Origin of the sequence: Arenimonas sp., from assembly GCF_035312645.1 — a bacterium.
Taxonomy (GTDB): domain Bacteria; phylum Pseudomonadota; class Gammaproteobacteria; order Xanthomonadales; family Xanthomonadaceae; genus Arenimonas.
In genome coordinates, this window is sequence record NZ_DATGBO010000077.1 from 1 (window position 1) to 14,505 (window position 14,505).

General features: G+C 65.2%; 7 protein-coding genes and 2 pseudogenes. 2 read left to right on the forward strand and 7 right to left on the reverse strand.

Annotated features, from left to right (window positions below; all coding sequences use genetic code 11):
* Positions 1–137 precede the first annotated feature (137 nt).
* Positions 138–872 carry a 16S rRNA (uracil(1498)-N(3))-methyltransferase gene (locus VKM35_RS07230; RefSeq protein ID WP_324319872.1) on the forward strand — a complete coding sequence of 245 codons (735 nt, stop codon included), beginning with the start codon at positions 138–140 and terminating at the stop codon, positions 870–872.
* An 85-nt stretch (positions 873–957) separates the two neighbouring features.
* On the opposite strand, the gene VKM35_RS07235 is transcribed toward VKM35_RS07230, so the two are convergent.
* The 7 genes and pseudogenes from VKM35_RS07235 to pilG form a co-directional block, all read right to left on the reverse strand.
* Positions 958–1,428, reverse strand: coding sequence for a chemotaxis protein CheW (locus tag VKM35_RS07235; protein WP_324319874.1), 471 nt, complete (start codon positions 1,426–1,428; stop codon positions 958–960).
* Positions 1,429–1,447: 19 nt separating this feature from the next.
* Positions 1,448–3,223, reverse strand: a complete 1,776-nt coding sequence (locus tag VKM35_RS07240; RefSeq protein WP_324319876.1) for a chemotaxis protein CheB — start codon at positions 3,221–3,223, stop codon at positions 1,448–1,450.
* Positions 3,216–5,849 (reverse strand): annotated as a pseudogene (locus VKM35_RS13850) (response regulator); the annotation flags it as partial. The gene VKM35_RS07240 and the pseudogene VKM35_RS13850, both read right to left, overlap by 8 nt.
* Positions 5,850–7,889: 2,040 nt before the next feature.
* A pseudogene (locus VKM35_RS13855) lies at positions 7,890–10,232 on the reverse strand (Hpt domain-containing protein); the annotation flags it as partial.
* Positions 10,233–10,321: 89 nt separating this feature from the next.
* The gene (locus VKM35_RS07250; protein WP_324319880.1) at positions 10,322–12,364 is read right to left on the reverse strand and encodes a methyl-accepting chemotaxis protein; all 2,043 of its coding nucleotides are present in this window, start codon (positions 12,362–12,364) and stop codon (positions 10,322–10,324) included.
* 40 nt (positions 12,365–12,404) lie between these two features.
* Positions 12,405–12,959, reverse strand: coding sequence for a chemotaxis protein CheW (locus tag VKM35_RS07255; protein ID WP_324319882.1), 555 nt, complete (start codon positions 12,957–12,959; stop codon positions 12,405–12,407).
* Between the two features lie 8 nt (positions 12,960–12,967).
* Positions 12,968–13,357 (reverse strand): twitching motility response regulator PilG, encoded by a 390-nt coding sequence (gene pilG / locus VKM35_RS07260; protein WP_324319883.1) that lies wholly within the window; start codon positions 13,355–13,357, stop codon positions 12,968–12,970.
* A 188-nt stretch (positions 13,358–13,545) separates the two neighbouring features.
* On the opposite strand from pilG, the gene gshB reads away from it, so the two are divergent.
* Entirely contained in the window at positions 13,546–14,499 is a 954-nt protein-coding gene (gshB, locus tag VKM35_RS07265) for a glutathione synthase (RefSeq protein ID WP_324319885.1), read from the forward strand.
* Positions 14,500–14,505 lie beyond the last annotated feature (6 nt).

Here is a 14,505-nt window from a genome sequence, read left to right on the forward strand (position 1 = left end):
CGCGGTCTCGACGCCGGCGTGGTGCTGCGTCCGCTCGGCGATGTGCTGTACTGGATGCCGCCGTATTGCATCGACGAAGACGAACTGCAACACCTCGCCCGCGGCACCGCCGCCGCCATCGAAGAGGCCACGCACTGATGCGCACTCTCCGCAGTTTCGTCGAGCATCCGCTCGCAGTCGGGCAACGTTTCGCATTGCCGGAAGCGGCGAGCGCGCATCTGGTGAAAGTGCTGCGCCTGCAGGCGGGCGCGGCCTGCGTGCTGTTCAACGGCGACGGCTTCGACTACGACGCGCAGTTGTTTTCAGTGGAGAAACGCGGCGCGCAGGTCGATGTCATCGCTCGCCATGCCGTCGTCAACGAATCGCCGCTGCAAATCACTCTCGTGCAGGGCATCGCGCGTGGCGAGAAGATGGACTGGATCCTGCAGAAAGCCACCGAACTCGGCGTCACGCGGATCGCGCCGGTGATCACCGACCGCACCGAGGTCAAGCTCGATGGCGAACGCAGCGAGAAACGCATGGCGCATTGGCGCGGCATCCTCGCCGCCGCCTGCGAACAATGCGGCCGCGCGACGTTGCCGGTGTTGCTGGAACCGCAGCCGCTAGCGAAATATGCCGCCGGCGACGGCAACGCGCATCGTCTCGTGCTCAATCCCGAAGGCGGACAAACGCTTTCCGAATTGGCGATGGCAGGCAACGAAGCGATCACGCTGGTGATCGGCCCGGAAGGCGGCCTGTCGGATCGTGATCTCGCCGTGCTGCGCGCCGCCGGTTTCACCGGCCTCAAACTCGGCCCACGCATCCTGCGCACGGAAACCGCCGGCGTCGCGACGATTGCGGCGCTGAATGCGCTTTATGGTGATTGGCGGTAACGGATTGACACGGGTCGCCAGCAAGCTGGCTCCTACGTTCATCGTTGTGTAGGAGCCAGCTTGCTGGCGACCCACAAAACCCGCGTCACGCCGCCTGATTCAATGCCTTGTCGATCAGCAGCTCGAGGCTGAGCAGATCCGGCACCACGGCGCCGTCGTCGTTGAGCGTGACGCGCGAGTGGATGCCCAGCGGCAGTTCCTTGATGTCGTGCGCTTCGGCGAGGCCGCTGCGCGAGACGGTAACCAGGCGCGGGAATCCCTGCGACAACACCGCGAAATACGGCAACTTGGGATTGCCGCCCAGTGCCTTGAGCACGGCAACTTTGGCGCCGAGCTGACCATCTTCTTTTGACCAGCCGGCGAAGCGCGAGAACGACAGCAGCGGCAGACGCCAGCCGCGCCAGCGGATGCGGCCGAGCAACCAGTCCGGTGCGTTTTCGACCGGCTCGGGATCGGAATAGGTGATGACCTCGGCCACCGAGGCGTTCGGCAGCAGCAGCCGGCCTTCGTTGACGGTGATCATGACGCCGCGGATATCTCGCTGTGTATCGCTCATCGGAAAATCCTCGGTTCGCTTACGGCCAACGCGCGGCGATTTTCTGCGCCAGGCCCAGGGCCGGAAAAGTGGGCGCGCCCTGGCGCACCATGATGTGCGCTGCCGCGGGATCGAAGCAGCTGTCGGGGTCCTGCGCCATCGCGATGCCACCAGCGGCCAGCAACTTCATCACGCCTGGTACCAGCCCGGCATCGGCGCCGCTGAGCATCACCACGGCGCTGTCGGCCGGCGTGAGTGCGGAGATGAGTTCGGCCAGCGAACCGGTGGCAAAGCGCAGAGCGGAATGTTCGCTGATCGCGGTGAGCCCGGCGGGCAACACCGAGATGCGGCCCGGCAAGGCGATCTGCCCTTCCTCGGCCAGCACCACCGGCAACTTGCTGATCTTGCCGAGCTGCTCGGCGAGGCGTTCGTGCTTGCCCACTTCCAGATGCTGGTAAAGCAGCACCGGCACCGGCATTTTTTCCGGGAGGCTGGCCAACAGTTGTCGCACGGCATCGGGTCCGCCGAGGCCGGCGATGATCACCACCGCGCCACGCACGAATTCCTGGTAGCCGGCTTCGTCATCGATGGGTGCGAGCGAAAGACTGGCGAGCGAACTGCTTTCCGCAGCGGCTTCCTTCGCGGCGACCGGCGGTGGCGGCGCATGCGCGGCCTCGTCTTCCATGTCGGTCAGCGAGAGCTTGCTGAAATCCATGCTCGACGCCATCGCGGCGGCGTTGGGCGGCGCGCGTTCGGCCGGACGGGCACCGGAACTGGGCGCTGGCGATTTCGCTGGCGGATCGTTGTCCTGCGCGAGCAGGAAATCGGGATCGCGCACTTCCTGGCGCGTATCGGTTTTCTCGAACGCCTCGAGCTGCGCGGCGAGCGCGGCGACATCATCGTCCATGCCGCCGACCGCGATCGTGGAATGGTCTTCCTCGAAGGTGGAAAAACGCACCGGCCCGGAAGACTCCAGATCGACGTCGGCGAGCAGCGGTGCTTCGTCGCCGTCATCGAACGCGGATTTCGCTGGCGGCGCGGCCTCGATGAATTCGTCGGTGGGCAGCGACGCAAGCGCATCGGCGGAGTCGGTATCGAATTCGAAAGTGAAATCTTCGTCCGACGTCGCCATCTCGAGCGGCGCCGCCTCTTCGGCGGCAGCAGGCGCGACTGCTTCAACCGAAGCCTGCGCATCCATGTTCGAGAGCGCGCTTTCGATGTCGCCGATATCGAGGTCGAGGGAAATTTCTTCGTCGTCGGGGAGCGCTTCGGTGTGCGTGTGGGTTTCATTTTCCGGCGCGACTTCCGCATCGGTCAACGAGGGATTGGTCGGCACCCAGTCGGCGAGATCGGGCGCGTCCTGCGCGTAGTCTTCAAGCTTCTCGTCGTCCATCAGCTGCGCCGGGGTCGGCGGCAGGCCAGGCAACGGACTCATGTCGAATTCCGGCACGAGGTCGGCGCCGCCCGGTGCGGGCGGCAACACGTCGCTGCCCATCAACTTGGCGGCGAGATGGCGGGCCCAGCGATTGAGATCCCAGCCGTCGAGTTCGCGGGTGGTTTCGGCATCGTCGTACATCACTTCCACGCCGGGCGTGGCAAGCAAGGCGTCGAAGCGATCCAGCGCCGGTTCGATCGCCGGCTCCAGACTCACCAGCACCATGCTCGGCGACAATGCGCTGACGGCGGCCGGATCGAGTTCAGCGGGGTCGCCTTCTGCCACCAGCGACGCGCCGAGTTCAGTAAGCGCCTTGCGCAGCTGGTCGCGGGCATTGCCCGGTCGCGCGAGCAGGGCGACGCGGACGGCCGACTCAACCATTCACCGGCTCCAGGCCGAGCATCTCGTAGACGTTCCGCATCAGCTCCGGCTCCTGGTAGGGCTTGCCGAGATAGCGGTTTACGCCGATGTCCATCGCCCGCTGACGATGTTTGTCGCCGGTACGCGAGGTGATCATGATGATCGGCACGTCTTTCAGGCGCGGATCCGAGCGCATGTTCTGCGCGACTTCGTAACCGTCCATGCGTGGCATCTCGATGTCGAGCAGCACGAGATCAGGCACGCGTTCGGCCATCTTCTCGACGGCGTCGACGCCGTCCTTCGCAGTCAACACTTCCATGTTGTGGCGTTCGAGCACGCGGCCGGTGACCTTGCGCATGGTGATCGAGTCGTCGACCACCATCACCACCGGCACGCGGTGCGCAGCGACCGGCGCGACGGCGACAACCGGTGTGGAGTCGCGGACGATTGCGGCCTGGCGACGCACCAGTGGCGCGACGTCGAGGATCACCACGACGCGGCCGTCGCCCATGATCGTGGCGCCGAAGATGCCGGGCACCGAGTTGACCTGCGGGCCGACCGGCTTCACGACGATTTCGCGGCTGCCCAGCACCTGGTCGATGCTGATGGCGGCGCGCAGATCGCCGGAGCGGGCCAGCAACAGCGGCATCTGCAGGCTTTCCTGCGCCTTCGCGGGCGCATGGCCGATCAGATGGCCGAGATCGTGGATCGCATAATCTTCGCCGGCGTAACGGAATACCGGTTTGTCGGTCGCGAGCTGGGCTTCGAGATCGGCGCGCGAGATGCGGCCCACGCCCTGCACCGAGGCGATCGGCACGGCGAAACTGGTTTCGCCGATCTTGACGAACACAGCCTGCGTCACCGCGAGGGTGAACGGCAGGCGGATGATGAATTCGCTGCCTTTGCCTTCGGTCGACTTGATCTGCAGCGTGCCGCCGAGCTGGCGGATTTCGCTGTAGACCACGTCCATGCCGACACCGCGGCCGGACAGGCGCGTCACCGTTTCCGCGGTGGAGAACCCGCCTTCGAGAATCAATGCGAACGTCGCGTCTTCGCTGAGCACGGCGTCGGCGGCGATCAGGCCTTTCTCGATCGCCTTGCGACGGATCGCGTCCTTGTTCAGGCCACGACCATCGTCGGTGACCTTGAGCACGACTTCGGAACCTTCACGCTGCACCGCGATGCGAACCACACCTTCCTCGGGCTTTTTGGCCTTGCGCCGTTCTTCCGGCAGCTCCAGGCCATGCGCCATGGAGTTGCGCAGCATGTGTTCCAGCGGCGCGGTCATGCGCTCGAGCACGTTGCGATCCATTTCACCGGAGGCACCGTCGACTTTCAGCTGCACCTGCTTGCCGGTATCGCTGGCAGCCTGGCGCAACACGCGACGCAGACGCGGCACCAGCGCATCGAAGGGCACCATGCGCGTGCGCATCAGGCCTTCCTGCAGATCCGAGCTCACGCGCGACTGCTGCAACAGCAGGGTTTCGTACTGGCGGGTCAGGTCGTCGAGCACACCCTGCAGGTTGACCAGATCGTTGGCGGACTCGGCCAGACCACGCGAGAGCTGCTGCTGGTTGGTGAAGCGATCGAGCTCGAGCGGATCGAAATGTTCTTCCTTCTCGTCCTGCTCGCGGGCGTAACGCGCGGAGATCTGCGCTTCGGTTTCGATATCGAGACGGCGCAGCTGTTCGCGCAGACGCGTGGTGGTCTGGTTGAGTTCGCCAAGGTTGGATCGGAACGCGCCCAACTGCTGTTCAAGGCGGGCGCGATAAATCGCCACTTCGCCGGCGTAGTTCACCAGGCGGTCGAGCAAGTCGGCGCGGATGCGCACCTGTTCCTGCGGCGCGCGCACGCTGGCGCCTTCCTCGTCCTCGCCCAAGCCCTGTACGGGCGCGGACAGCGGCTTGAGCGCCGAGACGGCGGAGAACGCGACAGGTGCGAATTCGGAAACCGCGGCGGCCTCCGGCACTTCGGCTTCCAGCGGCTGCGGTGCCGTGGATACCGGCGCCGCGACCACGCCGGCGGCGCGCGCCTGCACGTCGAGCTTGGTTTCGACCGCAGGGCTGGGCGCGGCGGCTTCAGTGAGCGTATCGAGCGACTGGCCGCGCGCGAGCGCTTCGACCTGTGCGATCAATCCGGCCGGCAGCGCGATCATCTTGCGATCACCGATGCGCATGACCATGCCATGCAGGCGGTCGAAACCGCGCTCGAGCACGACCACGCCGCGATCGTCGAGTTGCTGACGACCTTCGGCGACGGCCTCGAGCAGCGATTCCATCGCGTGACCGAGATCGCCGACGGCGTAGATGCCGGCCATGCGCGCGCCGCCCTTGAGCGTATGCAGATCGCGCTGCAGACCGACAACCAGTTCGCGGTCGCGGGTGTTCTCGCGCAATCCGGCGAGCATGCCGTCGGAGTGATCGAGGATGTCGTTGCTTTCCTCGAGGAAAATGTCGAGCAGTTCGACATCGAGGTCGGAGGTGTCGAGATCGTCTTCCGGATCCGCAGGATCGTGGGCGACCGGGACCTGCGGACGCGAAACCGTCGTAACTTCGGCGACGGGTGCCGGCGCCGGCGCAGCGACTTCGGGCTCGGGCTCGTCGGCGAAGAAGATTTCGGGTTCTTCATCGTGCCCGGCGTGTTCCGCGTGCTCGATATGTTCGACGTGGTCGGCGGCAGCTGCCTCGCGATCCGGTGTGGTGTCGAGCGCCGCGACTTCGTGTTCGTGCGCAAATTCGGCGTCGGAGGCGGGCGCGGGTTCTTCGTGCGTGGCGTGGGCCGACGCGTCATCGCCGTGCGCGGCGCTTCCTTCGGCAGCATGCGTGGCGGACTCGGGCGAGGTAAGCGCTTCGAGTTCTTCCAGACTCATGCCGTAGTAGGCGTCGGCTCCAGCGGCGGCAGGCGCGGCATGTACAGCCGCGTGATCGGCCGCTTCATGATCGACCAGATCGGTATGCGCGAAATCGACGTGTTCCGCCGCAGCGTCGTGATCGACCATTTCGATGTGTTCGAAATCGTGATGCTCGAGATCATGATCGCCATGCAATTCGGCAACCGGCAGAACCTCGGCCGCGTGATCGATGCTTTCGACCGGCACATCGACGCTGATTTCCGCCGCGGCGGGCGCGGTCGAGGCGAGCACCGGCGCTTCCGCGGAGTAGGCCGCGATCATCGCCGCAAGCGCATCGTCGGCAGGCGCACCCGTCGGAACGGCCAGCGCCGGCTCCGGTTCGGCGGCAGCTTCCGGTGTCGGCGCGTCAGCGTGGGCCGCCGGTGTTTCGTGTGCGAAGGCGAAGTCGCCATCCGCATGCGGCGCGGCTTCCGCTTCCGGCGCGGTTTCGTGCAACGCGAACGCCGACTCGCCAGCTTCGGCGGTCAGGAAATCGTCGAGCGACAGCAGCTCGGGTTCCGGTGCGTCGGCAGCGGCATGTACGTGCTGCTCGGCCTGCTCTTCCGCATGCTCTGCGGCAGGCATTTCCGCGTGTCCTTCGCCATGCGCGGCGAGCTCGGGCTCGGGCGTCGCTTCGACGAATTCGAACGCTTCCGCCGGATGCTCTTCCAGCGCCAACTCGTGCGCCGTCGCGGGTTCGCCATGAAGATCTTCGAGGTGCAGCGCGTCGACACCGGCATCTTCTGCATGCACCGGCTCGAGGTGCGCATCGTCCAGCGTCAGTTCCTCGAAATGCATCGGCGCGGCATGCGTCTCTTCGACATGCGTTTCTTCGACGTGCGGCGTTTCCGCGTGCGCTTCCTCGATCTGCATTTCTTCGAAATGCGTGGCCTCGGCGTGTTCGTGTTCAGCCTGCGCATGTTCGACCGGCACAGCATCGAGGTGAGCGGCTTCTGCGTGTACTTCCTCGACGTGAGTCGGTGCGGCGGCGGCGAAATCCGGAATACCCGAGACATCGGGCGCTTCCATGACCACGGCCGTCGGCATCGTCGTCGTGCCGTAATCGGCATCCGAATGGAAGCCGACGCTCGGCAGCATCGAATCGGGCAGCTGGTCGCGCAGGGCCTGCGCGCGCGCAGCGAGTTCCGGGAAGTCCGGCAAGGCGGCGCGTGGACGTTCGAGCGCGATGATGGTCTGGCGGATCGCCTGCGCGGTGTCGGTCACCAGCGCGACGCCATCGGCACCGGGGACGCGGTGCTGCGCGAGCGAGCGCTTGAGGAAGCCTTCCAGTGGCGCAGTGACGTCGGTGATCACCGACACCTCGGTCATCGCGAACGCACCATTCATCGTGTGCACGGAACGCAGCAACGGATCGGTAACCGGCTGCGGACCGCGTGCGGCGCATTCGGCGAGCCAGGCGTCGATCGTTTCCAGGTGGCCGTCGACTTCCGGCTTGAGGATTTCAAACAGCACCGGATCGATCGCGAACGCCGGCGTTTCCGTGGCGTCGGAGACCGTGTCTGCGCTCGCAATGGCAGCGCGGTCGAAGTGAGCGGGTTCGGCAACGGCTGCCGGATGCGGCTCAGAAACGGCTGCGACGGGCGCGTGTTCTGCGACGGGCGCGACATCGGCGAGGCCACCGACCGGAATGTCGGCGGACACCGCGGCCAGCGGCGAAGGACTGTAGAAGGCTTCCTCGCCGGCGGAAATGCGCTCGGCGACGGCTTCGATGCCGGCGAGATCGGCGTGCACGGTTTCGCCCTGCAGCGCGGCGCGCAGCAGCGGCAGATTGGTGAACGCCTGCTCGATCAGGGACACGACCGCAGGTGTGGCGGGACGCGAGTTGTCGAGCACCTTGTTGAGCATGCTCTCCACTTTCCAGCTGAACTCGCCCAGGGTTTTCGCACCGACCAGGCGACCACTGCCCTTGAGCGTGTGGAAAACGCGGCGAATCGGCCGCAGCAGTTCGGCGCTGTCGGGCTTGTTGCGCCAGGGCGGCAGCAGCTGATCGAGATTGCCGATTTCCTCTTCGAATTCTTCGAGGAAGACTTCGCGGATTTCGTCGTCGATTTCCTCGTTGCTGGCGCCATCGAAACCGGGAATGCGCGGCAGACCGCCGGTCGGGACCATGCCCGACACCGGTGCGGCAGCGATGGGCGCAGCCGCGAGCGCGGCGGCCACGGGCACAGCGGCGACGGCAGCAGCGATCGGCAGGACCGGCGCTTCGAACGCCGGTGTTTCGACGCTGGGCGCTTCGGTTATTTCCGACAGCGCAGCGACGACCGGAGCTTCGATCTCCGGCGCAGGCGTCGCAGGTGCGACGTCGACTGCGGCAGGTTCGAGCGCCTTCGGTGTGGTGGGCGCAGCGGCAGAGGGTGCAGCTTCGACCGGCGGCTTCGCCGCGACCAGGGCATCGGCAGCGTCCTGTTCCGGCAACGGCCAGTAACCCAGCGACTCCAGGCTTTGCCGGGCGACATCGAGGATCTGTTCGCGGTTCGGACGACGATCGCGCAGCGCTTCAAGGAAATACTCGAGGCTGGCCAGTGCATCGGCGAGACGATCCATCTGCTGGCCGTTGGGCACGCGATGGCGACGCAGCAGCTCGCTTTCGGTGAAGCGGCGCACGGCCGTCAGGTATTCGGAAGGCGCCTGCAGGTCGAGAATGCGCAGCGCGCCGGAAACTTCCTCGAGTAGACGCGGCACGTCGGTAAGTTGGGCGTGGTCCCAATGGGTTTCCACGAATGCGACGAAACACTGACGCGCCTGCGCGAAGTTGGTGATCGCTTCCTTCACCAGCACTTCGAGCAGCTTGCGCGACTCGGTGCCCGGCATCGGCATCGCCGAGGTCGGCGTGGCTGCGGATTCGGCCTCGCCCTGGCCGAGGCGCTCGACCTGGTCATCGAGGCTGGCTTCGACATAGAGCAGTGCGCCGGCGATGTCGAGCAGGGTCGCTTCGTCGTTCTTGCGCTGGCCGGTGGTGACGTCATGGATCGCGGTGCGCTGTTCCTGCACGACGCGACGCGGCACGCCGAGACCGAGCATGCCGAGCGTATCGGCGACACGATCGAGCGCCTCGACCTGGGCGATGAGTTCGGCCGGCGAGGAGCCGGGCGTGCGCAGATGCAGATCGAGCGCGTCTTTCACGCGCAACAGGTCTTCCTTGATCGCGCCGGCGACGGTTTCGAGCAGGGCGCGGTTGTGACCGGTCAGGCTGCCACGCGCGTGCGCGAGTTCGGCTTCGCTGGGCACGTTGTCGGTGAGGCCGAAGACCTCGCGGATTTCGCCGATGCGGCCGTCGTCACTGCCTTCATGGGCGACGAAATACAACAGATTCTTGGTGAGTTCGATGGGTGGATCGGTGCGGAACGCGGCATCGCCACCTTCGGCGAGACGCTTGATCTCGCGCTCGACCTTGGCCAGCGCCTGCTTGAGCGGTTTGCTGACCGGGAACGCATTCTTGGCCAGCGCGTCCAGCGTGCCGGCGGCAACCCAGAACAGACGGCGCGCGGGTTCGGCCGAGGTGATCGGCACGAGTTGTTCGCAGACGTCGGTGAGGTCACGGATGGTGTTGGCGCTGTTGTCGTCCTTGAGCCAGGCGAGCAGCGCGCCCTGGAACAGGCCGCGCAGGGCTTCGGCGCGACGACGCAGCTGATCGACCGGCAAGGGCTCGGCCGGACCCTGTGCCGATGCAGGCAAGGGCCGCGACAGATCCGGCGAGAACAGCACGCTTTCCGCAAGGCCTTTTTCGCCACGCGCGGCGCGCAACTGGTTGAGCACGGGCAACAGCACGATTGGAATATCGCGGTGGCCGCTCTGCAGGCGCTCGAGATAATCGGGCAGCTGCACGATGCCCTGCATCAACACGCCGTAGGCCTCGTCGCGATTGGCGACGGTGTCGCCGACCAGCGCCTTGGACAGTTGCTCCATTTCCTCGGCAACCATCGCCGCGCCGTACAGCTCGACCATGCGCAGCGTGCCCTGCACCTGATGCAGGAGACTGGCGCAGGAGCGCAGCTGGGCGGGATCCTGGCCGTCCTCGACGTAAGCCTGCAACGCATCGCGTGCCTGCTTGAGCGTCTCGTCGAGCTCGGGCTTGACCCAGGTCAGCGTGGTGAAATCGATATTTTCGTGCAGCCTCATGCCGAGGTCCTGTCAGTGAGCGGACGCCAGGAGCGGCGTCCACACCAAACCATTGCCAATGCCACCCATCGGGACACGATCCGCAAGGATCAGACCGCCGGCAGTTTGAAGTCGGCGACCGAACGACGCAGGTCGGCAGCGAGCTGCGCCAGGTTTCCGATCGACTCGGCCGTCTGGCTCGCACCCTGCGAGGTTTGCGTGGTGATTTCCTGAATCACGGACATCGTCGCGGTGATGTTGGTCGCTGCGGTGGACTGCTGGCGGGCCGCGGTGGAGATGTTCTGGATGAGGTCGGCCAAGTCGTTCGAGACCTTTTCGATCTCGCCCAGCGCCAGGCCGGCGTCTTCCGCCAACCTCGCACCGGCCACCACTTCCGCGGTGGTCTGTTCCATCGAACTCACCGCTTCGTTGGTATCGGACTGAATCGTCTGCACCAGCGCTTCGATTCGTTTGGTCGCGTTCGAAGCGCGTTCCGCGAGTCGCTGCACTTCGTCGGCCACGACCGCGAAGCCTCGGCCCGCCTCACCGGCGGACGCGGCCTGAATGGCGGCGTTAAGAGCAAGAATGTTCGTCTGTTCGGCAATGTCGTTGATCAGTTCGACGATCGAGCCGATTTCCTGCGAGGACTCACCAAGGCGCTTGATTCGCTTCGAGGTCTCCTGGATCTGGTCACGGATGTTGTCCATGCCCTGGATCGTCTGCCGCACCACATCGGCGCCTTTCGCGGCGATCTGCACGGAGCGCTGCGCCACGTCGGCCGATTCGGCGGAGTTCTTCGACACCTGATCGATGCTCGATGCGATCTCGTTGATCTGCGCCGACGCCGAAGTGATCTGCTGCGCCTGGTGTTCGGCGGCCTCTGCAAGGTGCATGGCGGTCGCCTGCGTTTCCTGGGCAGCGGCAGCCACCTGCACGGCGGTCTCGTTAATGGTCGATACGAGTGATCGCAGAGCTTCGACGGCGAAGTTGATGGAGTCGGCGATCGCGCCAGTGATGTCTTCGGTGACCGTTGCCTTTACCGTCAAGTCGCCTTCGGCGAGCGAGCCCATTTCATCGAGCAGTCGCAGAATGGCTTCCTGGTTACGCTGGTTGAGCTCTTGCGTGCTGGCCAGTGCGCGGCGCTGGTCGCGGCTGACGGTCCAGAGCAGACCGATGATCGCGCCGAGGGCGATCAGGCCGGAACCAATTGCCCAGAAGTTGTTCGGGAAGAAACGACCGAGGCTGGAGCCGAACGTACCAAACAGTGCCTGCGCATCTTCAAGCAGCACGTTGGAGTCGCCGGAGATCGAGGCCGAAGCCTGTTGCACTTCGAACAGGTCGGTGGACGCCTGCAGGATGCTGTCCATTTCCTTCTGCGAATCGCCGTAAAGCTTTTCGACGCCTTCGATGGCGGCGCGGCCAGCCGGGTTGGTCACGGCGGTGATGCCCATGTCCGGATTGCCCTGCTTGAGGCCCGAGAGCACGTTGGCAAACACCGCGCTATCGCGCGAGAGCGCGTCGGCGGCGGTCACGGCGCGGTCGCCGCCGGCCAGGATTTCCGTCACGCGGCGGGACATTCGGTCAACCAGGACCAGCTGGCGGTTGGCCAAGTTGATCTGCGTCGAGGAAGCGCCGCTGTCGGACATCGATGTCACGACTTCGTTGAGGCGGGCCGACAGCAGCGGGATGCGCGTGTTGAAGCTGTTGGCGGTGTCAGTGAGGTTGAGGATCTGCTGCTGGCTCTTGCCGATGCGATCCGCGTCCAGGGACATCTTGGTCCAGATGCCGGTCACTTTCTTGAGCGCCGAACTCACGCCGGGCTCGCGCACGCTGCCTTCGTAACCGGGGACGCCCTCGGCACCGCCCTTGCGCAAGGCAGTGACGATGGCGTCGATGCGCGCCTTGGTGGCGGTGAATTCGCCGAAGGATTCCGCGTTGCCTTCAATGGCTTCCTTGGAGTATTTCGCCAGCTGCTGCGAGAGCACCTGCAATTCCGCGGTCACGCCTCGAGCGTTGTTTTCCTGTCGGGACAGGTACGTGGAGTACGCGAAGTTCACTGCGAAAACGATCAGTGAAATGGCCAGGATCACCGACCAGGCTCGCAGGCCAAAGTTGCTGATCTTGTCGGAAATCGAGCTTGAATTCGTGCTCATGTCTGGACCTCACCCCAAGGAATTGCTTCGAAAACCACCGTCAAGCGGTGGCCTGCCGGAATTCAGGCGTGCGCGTCAGCATTGCCATGCTGAACACACCCCAAGATATGTCTGCCAGTCGATAGACCTGGCTGACGAAGTGGGCGTAACGCCCATCGTTTTCACCGGACATGTCGGCCCGATGGGAATCGTTGAAAGTACGCTGACCGAACAGCTCGTCGATGATCACCGCGACATTGCCGCCGGCCTGGCGCACCACCAGGCAACGCTGGCCTTCATGCACGACAGTGCGTTCGCCTTCGAGAAACTGCTTGAGATCGACCACCGGCAGCAGGCTGCCGCGGATATTGGCGACGCCCAGCATCCACGGCTGCGCACCCGGCACCGCGGTGACCTGCGGCAGCGCGAGGATTTCCATGACTTCGTCGAACGAGGACACCAGCCGGCGCTGCCCGAGCCGAAAACCGACGCCGCGCCAGTGTCCTGGCGCCTCGATCATCTCGGGACGGCCGGCGACGTGCGCGAGTGAACGATCCTCGTAATCGAGCAAGGTGTCGAAGGAACTGCTGCGCTGGCTGGGGGCGGGCTTGGCCATGGTCGCGCTCAGCCTCCGGGCACGTAGGTGCGGATGGCGGACAGCAGTTCGTCGCGGGTGAACGGTTTGGTGAGGTATTGCTCGGAGCCGACGATGCGGCCGCGGGCCTTGTCGAACAGGCCGTCCTTGGACGACAGCATGATCACCGGCGTGCCCTTGAACATCTGGTTGTTCTTGATCAGCGCGCAGGTCTGATAGCCATCCAGACGCGGCATCATGATGTCGACGAAAATGATTTGCGGCTGATGGTCGGCGATCTTCGCCAGCGCCTCGAAACCATCGGTGGCGGTGACCACGTCGCAACCTTCCTTTTTCAGCAAGGTTTCCGCCGTCCTGCGGATGGTCTTCGAATCATCGATGACCATCACGCGCAAGCCGTTGAGATTGCTTCCTTCCATCTGACTCCCCATGGCATGGCATCTCGGCACACCATCCGCTGGTGTTTGGCCACGTAGCTTATATCCCAGCGCGGGGGAAATGTGTCAAGCGCGCCACGGGGTGGACACAACGATCCGTGACACCCTGCACGGTCGCAGGTCGGCCCTGCTAGGCTAGCGCGCAGATCACCGCTTGAATGGATGTGCGCATGCCTTTGCACGTGGCTGTCGTCATGGACCCGATCGGGGCCATCAAGATCGTCAAGGACACCAGTTTCGCGATGCTGCTCGAAGCCCAGCGACGCGGACACCAGTTGCACTATGTCGTGCCGGGCGGCCTGGGCATCAGCGACGGCCGATCGATGGCGCGCATGGCCGCGCTGACCGTCGCCGACGATCCGGGCAAGTGGTACACCCTGGGCGAAGTGCAGACCCGACCGCTGGCCGGGATCGACGTGGTGCTGATGCGCACCGACCCACCCGTCGATGCCGATTATCTGCATGACACCCATATCCTGTCGCTGGCCCAGAGCGAGGGCGTGCTGGTGGTCAATGACCCCCAGGGACTGCGCGACCTCAACGAAAAGCTGGCTGCCCTGCTCTTCCCGCAATGCTGCCCGCCTACGCTAATTTCCCGCAACGCCGCTGAACTGCGCGCGTTCGTCGCCGAACAAGGACACTGCGTGCTCAAGCCGCTGGACGGCATGGGCGGCCGCTCGATCTTCCAGGCGCGCGCCGGCGACGCCAACCTCAATGTCATCCTCGAGACCCTGACCGAGAACGGCCAGCACCTGGCCCTGGCCCAGCGCTACCTGCCGGAGATCCGCGACGGCGACAAACGCATCCTGCTGGTCGACGGCGAGCCGATGCCGTATTGCCTGGCACGGATCCCGCAGGGTGACGAATTCCGCGGCAACCTCGCCGCCGGTGGTCGCGGCGAAGGCCGGCCATTGTCCGAGCGCGACCGCTGGATCGCCGCCCAGGTCGGGCCGGAACTCAAGCGCCGCGGCATGATGTTCGTCGGCCTGGACGTGATCGGCGACTACCTGACCGAGGTCAATGTCACCAGCCCGACCTGCGTGCGCGAGCTCGACCACGAGTTCGGCCTCAACATCGCCGCGACCCTGTTCGACGCCATCGAGGCGAGGCGCGCGCGGGCATGAGGCCCT